Below are 9,776 nucleotides of genomic sequence, written 5' to 3'. Positions count from 1 at the left end.
TCTTCTCTCCCCCCCCCCCCCCCCCCCCCCCCCCCCCCCCCCCACCACCCCCCCCCCCCCCCCCCCCCCCCCCCCCCCCCCCCCCCCCGGTCCCGCCTTGGCTCAGCCGCCAGCAACGACTGCCGATCGCGAGGGACTTCTTGTGACCAGCACACCGACCCATGGGGCCCCGGCCGGCCGGGGCGCCGGACGCCCCACCGCCACCCCGCTCAGCCGGGCGATGGACACCATCAAGAAGCTGCGCGCGGAGCTGGACGAGGCGAAGGCCCGGCCGGCCGACGACGCCGGCCCTCTGGCCGTGGTCGGCGTCGGGCTCCGGCTGCCCGGTGGCATCGCCGACCTCGACGGCTACTGGGACGCCCTCGCCGAGGGCCGTGACCTGGTCCGTCCGATGCCCGAGCACCGCAAGGAGCCCTTCACCGCCGAGTGGGACGCCCTCCCGCACCGCGGTGGCCACCTCGACGACGTACTCGGTTTCGACGCCGCCTTCTTCGGCGTCAGCCCGCGTGAGGCCCGCAGCCTCGACCCGCAGCACCGGCTGCTCCTCGAAGTGGCCTGGGAGGCGCTGGAGGACGCGGCGCTGCCGCCGCGCGCCCTCGCCGAGAGCGGACGGCGCACCGGACTGTACGTGGGCGTGACCGGCCAGGACTACCGCGACTGGCAGCCCGCGGGGCAGGAGGACGCCTACTGGCTGACCGGCAACGGGCACTGCTTCGCGGCCGGGCGGATCGCCTACACCCTGGGCCTGATGGGGCCGGCGGTCGCCGTGGACACCGCCTGCTCGTCCTCCCTGACCGCGGTCCACCTCGCCGGCCAGGCGCTGCGCCGCGGCGAGTGCGACGTGGCCCTCGCGGGCGGCGTCAACCTGATCCTGTCGCCGCGCTCGACCCGGCTGATCCAGCAGACCAACTCCCTGGCCCCGGACGGCCTGTGCAAGACCTTCGACGCGCGGGCCAACGGTTTCACCCGCGGTGAGGGCTGCGGTGTCGTCGTCCTGAAGCGGCTCGCCGACGCCCGGCGCGACGGCGACCGCGTGCACGCCGTGGTCCGCGGCAGCGCGGTCAACCAGGACGGCCGTTCCTCGGGCTTCACCGCACCCAACGTCCGGGCGCAGATCTCCCTGATCCGGGCCGCCCTGGACGACGCCGGACTGAGCCCTGCGGAGATCGGCGCCGTCGAGGCGCACGGCACCGGTACCGCGCTCGGCGACCCCATCGAGGTCGAGGCGATCGTCGCCGCCCTGGACCGGTCCGCGGGCGGCGCCCCGCTGCGCATCGGCTCGGTGAAGACCGGCCTGGGCCACCTGGAGGCGGCCTCCGGCATCGCGGGACTCATCCGCGGCGTGCTGTCGGTCCAGCGGCGCCTGCTCCCGCCGGTCGTGCACCTGAGCACCCTCAACCCCCGCATCCAGCTCGACGGCACCGGCATCGAGTTCCCCCGCGAGGTGCTGCCCTGGGAGGCCGGCGACAGCGGGCCGGGCAGCTGCCTGGGCGTCAGCTCGTTCGGCATGAGCGGCACCAACGCCCACGTCGTCCTCGGCGCGCCGACGGAGCGGGAGCGGACACCGGCCGCGTCCGGCGCCGGCCCGGTGGCCGGCTTCGAGCTCTCCGCCCGCACCGAGGGCGCGCTGCGCACCTGGGCGGGCCTGCTGGCCGGCCGCCTGGCGGAGCTGCCCGCCGAGGAGTACGCCGCGTTCGCCTACACCGTCACCCACGGCCGGGCCCGCCACGGGGTGCGCGCCCTGGTCACCGCCGAGGACCCGCGGGCCGCGCTGTCGGCCCTGCGCGAGCTCGCCGCGGGCGGCACACCGGAGCGGGTACGGCTGACCGACGCCGCGCCGGACGCCCCGGCGGACCCGGCCACGGCCGGACTGGCGCGCGCGGTCACCGGCCTGCCGGCCTACCCGTGGGAGCGGGTGCGGTACGCGCCCGCCCGGGACACGGGCGCGGACGCGGACTCGGGCCACGGTACGGGGACCGGGTCCGCCGGTAACGCGGGCGCGGGCAGCGGTACGGGAACCCGGTCCGCCGGTAACGCGGACGCGGACAGCGGTACGGGAACCCGGTCCGCCGGTAACGCGGACGCGGACAGCGGTACGGGAACCCAGTCCGCCGACAACGCGGGCGCGGGCAGCGGTACGGGAACCCGGTCCGCCGGGAACGCGGCCACGGACCAGGCCGCCACGGACGCCGGTACCCGCCACGTCACCGACGCGGCCGGGGCCGACGGCCCGCGGACGGCACTCCCCGCTCTCCACGTCGCCTGGACCCCGTACACCCCGGCCGTCGCCCCTGACGCCCCGGACACCCCGGACGCCCCGGACACCCCGGACGCCCCGGACGCCGCCGCGGACCGTCCGCTGCTCGTCGCCGGTGACGACACCGCTCTGGTGGCCCTGCTCGTCCAGGCCGCGCGGGCCGGCGGCAACCGCCCCGTGGAGGTGCTGGACACCCTGCCCGACTCCGCCGCGCAGTGGGCCGCGGTCCGGGCCGAGCACCCCGGGGACCTGCTCCTCGCGCTCGCGGCGGCGCCGCTGCCCGGCTCACCGGACGAACCCGCGCCCACCCGGCACGCCGCCGCCCTGGCGGCCGCCGCGACCGTCGCCGTGCGCGCACTGCCGGACGGCCCCGGCCGCGTCCACCTCGTCACGTCCGGCGTGCGTCAGGTGACCGGCGACGACGCGATCGCCGCGGGCGACCACGGGGTGCTGCACGGGCTCGCCCCCGTACTCGCCCTGGAGTTCCCCCGCGTGTGGGGCGGCATCGTGGACCTTCCGGCCGACTGCGGCCCCGAGGACGCGTCGGCCGCGCTGACCGCGCTCGCGGCCCGGGACGCCGAGGACCTGCTCGCCGTCCGCGCCGGCCAGGTCCACGCGGCCCGGCTGCGCCCGGCCGAGGGGAAGCCGCAGCCGCTGCCGGTGCGCCCGGACGGAACGTATCTGCTGAGCGGTGGCCTGGGTGCCATCGGCCGTGTGGTCGCCCGCGACCTGGCCTCCCGCGGCGCCGGTCACCTCGTCCTGCTCGGCCGCCGCGCCGAGGAGGAGCTGCCCGCCGAGGCGGCGGACCTGCTCGCCGGGCTGGCCGCGTCCGGCACCCCGACGACGTACCTGCAAGCCGATGTCGGCGACGGTCCGGAGCTGGCCGCCGCCCTGGGCGCGCTCGACGCGCTGCCCCCGCTGCGCGGGGTGGTGCACGGCGCCGGCGCCATCGAGCGGCTGCCGCTGGCGGAGGCCGGCGAGGAGGCCTTCGCGACCGCGCTGCACGGCAAGTTCACCGGCGCGCACTGGCTGCGGCTGCTGACGGACGACCGGCCGCTGGACTTCTTCGTGCAGCTGTCCTCCGTCTCCGCCGTCTGGGGCACCAGCGGCTACGGCGCCTACGCGGCCGCCAACGGCGCCCTGGACGCGGTGGCGGAACGGGCCGCCGCGTCCGGACGGCCGGCGGGCAGCGTCGCCTTCGGCCCCTGGGACCTGGACGGCATGGCCGACTCCGAGGCCCGCACGCAGCTCGCCCGGATGGGCGTGCGCCCGGTCACCGCGGCGCAGGGCAGTGCCGCCCTCGCCGTGGCCGGTCCGCACGGTGCCCATCTCGTCGCCTGCGACCTGGACACCGACCGCTTCACGGCCGTCATGAACGCCGTACGCCCGCGCCCCCTGTTCGACCTGCTGGCCCGGCCGTCCGCACCGGCCGCCGCCACCGGCCCCGGCAGCGACGCCGACCCCGACAGCCCCTCCGGCCCCGGCAGCGGCGCCGACGCCGGGGAGGCGCCCGTCGCGCCCCGCGACGCGCTGCGCGCCGCCCCCGGGCACCGGCGGCCCGCTCTGGTGGCCGCGCACGTCCGCGAGGTGCTGGCCGAGATCCTCGGCCACGACGACCCGGCCGCGCTGCCGGAGCGGACCGGGTTCCTCGACCTGGGCCTGGACTCGATCATGGCCGTCGATGCCTCGGCCCGGCTGTCGGAGGTGCTCGGCCTGGACGTCGGCATCGGCGACATCTTCGGCCACCCCTCCCTGGAGCGGCTGTCCGCCGAGCTGACCGGCCGCCTGTCGGACGCCCCCGCCACCCCCGCGCCGCGCCGCACCCCGGCCGCCCGCCCCACGACCGGCACCACCACCGCCCCCACGACAACCGGCACCACCGCGGTCGGCACCACCGCCACCGGCAGCACCGCGGCCACCCCCACGACGGCCCTCCCCGCCCCGGCCACCGGAACCGCGGGCGCCCAGGACCCCGCCCCGGCCGCCCCCGCCCCGGAACCCATAGCCGTCGTCGGCATGGCCGGCCGCTTCCCCGGCGCCGACTCCGTCGAGGACTTCTGGTCGCTGCTCGAAGAGGGCCGCGACGGGGTGGGCCCGGTGCCCGCCGACCGCTGGGACGCCGAGCGCCTCGGCACCCCCGCCCAGGGCGGCTTCCTCGGCGACATCCGCCGCTTCGACGCCGCGTTCTTCGACATCCCCGCCCGGGAGGCGGAGAGCCTCGACCCGCAGCAGCGCCTGCTGCTCGAAGCGGCCTGGCACGCGCTGGAGGACGCGGCCTGCGCCCCCTCCTCGCTCGCGGGCAGCCGTACCGGCGTGTTCGTCGGCATCTCCAACTCGGACTACGCCCGCGTCATGGAGAGCGGCGGAGCCGACGCGCTGGACGCCTACTTCCCCACCGGTACCGCGCTGAACGCGGCGGCCGGACGCATCGCCTACTACCTCGGTCTGCACGGCCCGGCGCTCGCGGTCGACACCGCCTGCTCGTCCTCGCTGGTCGCCCTGCACCTGGCGGTGCGCTCGCTGCGCACCGGCGAGAGCGACCGGGCCCTGGCCGGCGGCGTCAACGTCATCACGGCACCCACCTGCTCGGTGGCCGTCTCCCGCGCCCACATGCTGTCGCCCGAGGGCCGCTGCAAGACCTTCGACGCCTCCGCCGACGGTTTCGTCCGCGCCGAGGGCGTCGGGGTGCTGGTGCTGCGCCGCCTCAGCGACGCGCTGCGCGACGGCGACCGGGTGCTGGCGGTCGTCCACGGCAGCGCCGTCAACCAGGACGGCGCCTCCTCCGGGTTCACCGCGCCCAACGGCACCGCGCAGCGCCGGGTGATCCGCGAGGCGCTCGCCGACGCCGGCGTCGAGGGCGCCGACATCGACTACCTGGAGGCGCACGGCACGGGCACCTCGCTGGGCGACCCGATCGAGGTGGAGGCCGCCTGGGACGTGCTGGGCCCCGGCCGCCGGCCCGGCGAGCCGCTGCTGATCGGCTCGGTCAAGAGCAACATCGGCCACTGCGAGTCGGCCTCCGGCATGGCCTCCCTGATCAAGTCGGTGCTCGCGCTGCGCCACGGGCGGATCCCGGCCGGGCTGCACTACAGCACGCCCAATCCGCACGTGCCGTGGCGGGACATGAACATCCGGGTCGTCGACGGGCGGGTCTCCTGGACACCGGGCGACCGCCCCCGCCTGGCCGGCGTCTCCGGCTTCGGCTTCTCCGGCACCAACGCGCACGTCGTCCTCGGCGAGGCACCGGCCGCCGCCGGGAGCACCGTACGGAGCACGCCGGAGCCGGGGGCGCTGCTGCTGCCGCTGTCCGCGCCGGACGCGGCCGGCCTGGAACGGGTGACCGCCGCCTGGGAAGAGGCACTGGAAGGCGCGGACGAGGAGCTGCTGCCCGACCTCGTCGCCGTCGCCGCGGCCGGCCGCGCCCACCTGCCCGTGCGCCGGGCCGTGCTGGGCACCGGGCGCGAGAAGCTGCTGTCCGCGCTGCGTGCGGCGGGCGCGCCCGGCACGGCGGCCACGCGGGCGCCCCGGGTGGCCTTCCTGTTCTCCGGACAGGGCGCCCAGTACTTCGGGATGGGCCGCGAACTCTACGAGAGCGAGCCGGTGTTCGCGTCGGTCTTCGACGACTGCGACCGCATCCTCACCCCGTACCTGGGCGACTCGCTGCTCAACCTGGTCTTCTACGGCGACGACCCGCAGGCCGTGAACCAGACCCGGATCACCCAGCCCGCCCTGGTGGCGCTGGAGCTGGCCCTGGCCGCGCTGTGGGAGTCGTGGGGCGTGCGGGCCGCCGCCGTGATGGGGCACAGCGTCGGCGAGGTCGCCGCCGCCGTGCACGCCGGGGTGCTCGGCCGCGAGGACGGCCTGGCCCTGATCGCCCACCGCGCCCGGCTGATGCAGTCGACGGAGCCCGGCGGCATGCTGTCCGTCTCCGGTGCCCCGGACTCCGTCGCGGCCTGGGCCGAGGAGGCCGGCGTGGACGTGGCCGCCGTCAACGGGCCCGAGTCGGTCGTGGTGGCCGGACCGAAGGACCTGCTGGACGCGTTCGCCGCGCGGCTGACGGAGCGGGGGGTGCGCAGCAGGGCGCTGACCGTCTCGCACGCCTTCCACTCCCGGCTGATGGACCCGGTGCTCGCGGAGTTCGAGGCCGCCGTCGCCCCGCTCGCCTTCGGCGCCCCGCGCATCCCGGTGATCGCCAACGTCACGGGCGCCGAGGCGGCCGACGACACCTACGACGCGGGTTACTTCGTGCGGCACATCAGGCAGCCGGTGCGTTTCCACGAGGGCGCCCGCGCCCTCGCCGACCTGGATGCCGACGTCCTGCTGGAGGTCGGCCCCGACCGGACCCTGGTCAACCTGGTGCGGGCCGCCGGACTCACCCCGGCCGGCGGGGGCGTGCCCTCGCTGCGGCGCGGCGGTGTGGACCGCACCCAGCTGCTCGCCGCCGCGGGGCACCTCTACGAGCAGGGCCAGGACCTGGACTTCGCCCGGATCACCGGCCGCCCCGCGGGCCGCGCCGCCGCGCCGCGCTACCCCTTCGCGGACACCTCGTACTGGACCACCGCCGTCCCCGCCGCGCCCGCGCCGGCCGGCGGACCGCGCCCGGGGCACGGGCGCCACTGGGGGGCGGAGCTGAAGTCGCCCGCCCTGACCGGGCGCGCGTTCTCCTTCGCCCGCAGCACCTCGTTCCCGGCCTACCTCACCGACCACCGGCTCTACGGCACCGTCGTCACCCCGGCCGCCTCCCACCTGGGCACCGTGCTGTCGGCCCTCGGCGGTGACGGCTCGCCCGTCCTCGTACGGGACCTGATCTGCCCCCGGGCGCTCGTCATCAAGGACGGCGAGGAGTACGAGGTGCAGATCACCGTCGACCGGCCGGGCGCCGACGGCAGCGCCGAGCTGTCCGTGCAGAGCCTCGTCGACCCCGAGCGCGGCATCTGGCAGCGGCACATCGGCGGACGCTGCGCCACCCCCGCCGTCGAGGAGACGCACCGGCCCCGCCCGGCCGACCGCGCCGCCTTCATGGCCGCCGCCGACCGGCACCTGACCCGGGACGACTTCTACGACTACTTCCGCTCCCTGGGCTACACCCTGGGCCCGTCCTTCCGCTGGATCGACGAGGTGTGGATCCGCGGCGACCAGGCGCTGGTGCGCTACCGGATGCCGGAACTGCCCGACGACCCGGCCGACTACGAGCTGTACCCCGGCCTGATCGACTCCTGTTTCCAGAGCATCGCGGTGTTCCTGGTCGACGAGGGCGCGGCCGAGGCGCCGTCCCTGGCCATCCCGTTCGCCGCACGGGAGCTCTCCTTCCACGGCCGGCCGGCGACCGGCGGCGAGCTGTGGGGCGAGGTGCGGGTGCTGCGCGCCGAGCCGCTGGCCAACGACCGGCTGCGGGTGGAGACCGCGGACCTGCACCTGTACGCGGTCGACCCGGCCACCGGCGGTGAGCACAGCGTGTTCCGGGCCGACGAGTTCCGCATCCGGCACGCCTCGCGCGCCGTCCTGGAGGCGGGTCTGCGCGGGGACGGCCTGGTCCGCACCCTGGACTGGGTGCCGCTGCCGCAGGACTCGGCCGCGCCGCTCACCGCTCCGGTGCCGGTCGCCGTGCTCGGCGACGCCGGCGACGCCCACGCGCTGGTCGCCGCGCTGGAGGCCGCCGGCCACCAGGTGTCGGTGCACGGCGACGGCCTCCCCGACGGCCCGGACCGTCCGGACGCCGGGCTCGTGGTGGACGCCCGCTGGCTGACACCGCGCCCGTCCGGAGCCGGGGCCGGCACAGGCGCCGGTACCGCCACCGGGACGGACCCGGGCACCGGTACTGACGCCGAGACCGACACCGGCACCGACGCCGGGCCGGGCACGGACGGCGCTCCCGGCGCCGGGGCCGTGCTGGGCGCGGTCCGTGCGCTCGCCGCCACCCTGCGCGCGCTGCCGCCGGAGCTGCCCTACGTGCTGCTCGCCGACGGCGACGCCGTGCGGGCGCCGCTGCGGGAGGCCCTGTTCGGGTTGCTGAGCTCCCTCGAGGCGGAGCAGACCGAGCGCCGTCTGACCCGGCTGCGGCTGGACGCGGGCTGGCGGGCCGAGGGGGTCGCCGCGCTGCTCGGCGGCCTGCCCGGGGAGACCCGGCTCGCGCTCACGGACTCCGGTGTCCGCGTCGCCCGCCTGGTCGGCGTACCCGCCCAGCCCGCCGCCCGCGAGCGGGCCGGGGGCGCGCTGATCACCGGCGGTCTCGGCGCGCTGGGCCTGGCCGTGGCCGCCGCGCACGCCGCCCGCGGCGGCGACCGGGTCACGCTGATGGCCCGGTCCGCGCCCGGCGACGTCGAGCAGGGGGTGATCGACTCGCTCACCGCGTCCGGGGTCCGCGTGTCCCTGGTGCGCGGCGACGTCACCGACCCGGCCGACGTGGCGCGGGCCGTTGCCGCCGCCACCGCCGACGGCCCCCTGGGCACGGTGTACCACCTGGCCGGCGTCAACGCGGACGGCGCCTTCCCGTCCCTGACGGACGCCTCCTACGAGAAGGTCTTCCACGCCAAGGCAGTGGGCGCCGACGTCCTCGCCGACGCGGTCGCCGGCCACGATCCCCGGTCGGTGGTGCTGTTCTCGTCCGTCTCCTCGGTGCTCGGCTCCCCCGGGCAGGCCAACTACGCGGCCGCCAACGGCTACCTGGACGGTCTGGCCGAGGCGCTGCGCGAGCGGGGTCTGCCCGCCGTCGGCGTCAACTGGGGCCCGTGGGTGCCGGAGGCCAAGGGCGGCATGGCCGCCGCGGCGGCCGTCGAGCGGGCGGCGCAGCGGATCGGCATCCGGCCGCTGACCGACGCCGACGCGGCGCTGCCGCTGGCGCTCGCCGCCGAGGGCGGGCAGGACCGCCTGGTCGTGGTCGCCCTGGACCCGGCCCGCTACGCCGGCCAGGCCGCGGGGCATCCGCGGGCCGCGCTGGTCGCCGCGCTGACCGAACCGGTGGCCGCGCCCCGGGGCGCGAGCGGCGGGGGCGAGCCGGCCGGCTGGCTGCGGGACCGGCTCGCGGCGTCCGGCGCCGACGACGCCGAGCGCGTGCTGCGGGACGCCGTGCGGTCCCTGGTCGCCCGGATGCTCGGCTCCGACGACGGTCTGCCCGAGGACGGCTCCGCCGACGCGGAGGGCTTCTCGCAGCTCGGTCTCGACTCCATCATGGCGATCGACCTGCGGGCCGCCCTGGCCCACGCCATGGGCCGGGACCTGCCCGCCACCATCGCCATCGACCATCCGAGCGTGCTCGCGATGAGCGGCTTCCTCGCCGCGTCCGACCCCGCCCGCACCGGGTCCGGCGGTCCGGCGTCCGACCCGGCCCCGGCCCTTGCTCCGGCGGCGGCCGCGGGTGCCCCGGACCCCTCCGGTCCCCTCCTCCCGTCCGCCGATTCCCTCCCCTCCCCCGACTCCCTTCCCACCGCCGGCCCCCTCGAGGGCCTCTCCCTCGACGAGCTGCTCCGGGCCGTCACCGACGACCTCGCCCAGGACCAGTGAGCAGGCGATGACCACCGAG

Annotated in this window: 1 protein-coding gene; it reads left to right on the top strand. The window is 77.6% G+C overall.

Translation table 11 applies throughout. The annotated features are described in order from the left end of the window. Window positions 1–142: 142 nt before the first annotated feature. Window positions 143–9,757, top strand: coding sequence for an SDR family NAD(P)-dependent oxidoreductase (locus ACZ7G3_RS03005; protein WP_470922974.1), 9,615 nt, complete (start codon window positions 143–145; stop codon window positions 9,755–9,757). Window positions 9,758–9,776: the final 19 nt, after the last annotated feature.

Source organism: Streptomyces sp. NPDC037271, assembly GCF_055603605.1.
This window is presented reverse-complemented; position numbering and strand designations above follow the sequence as displayed.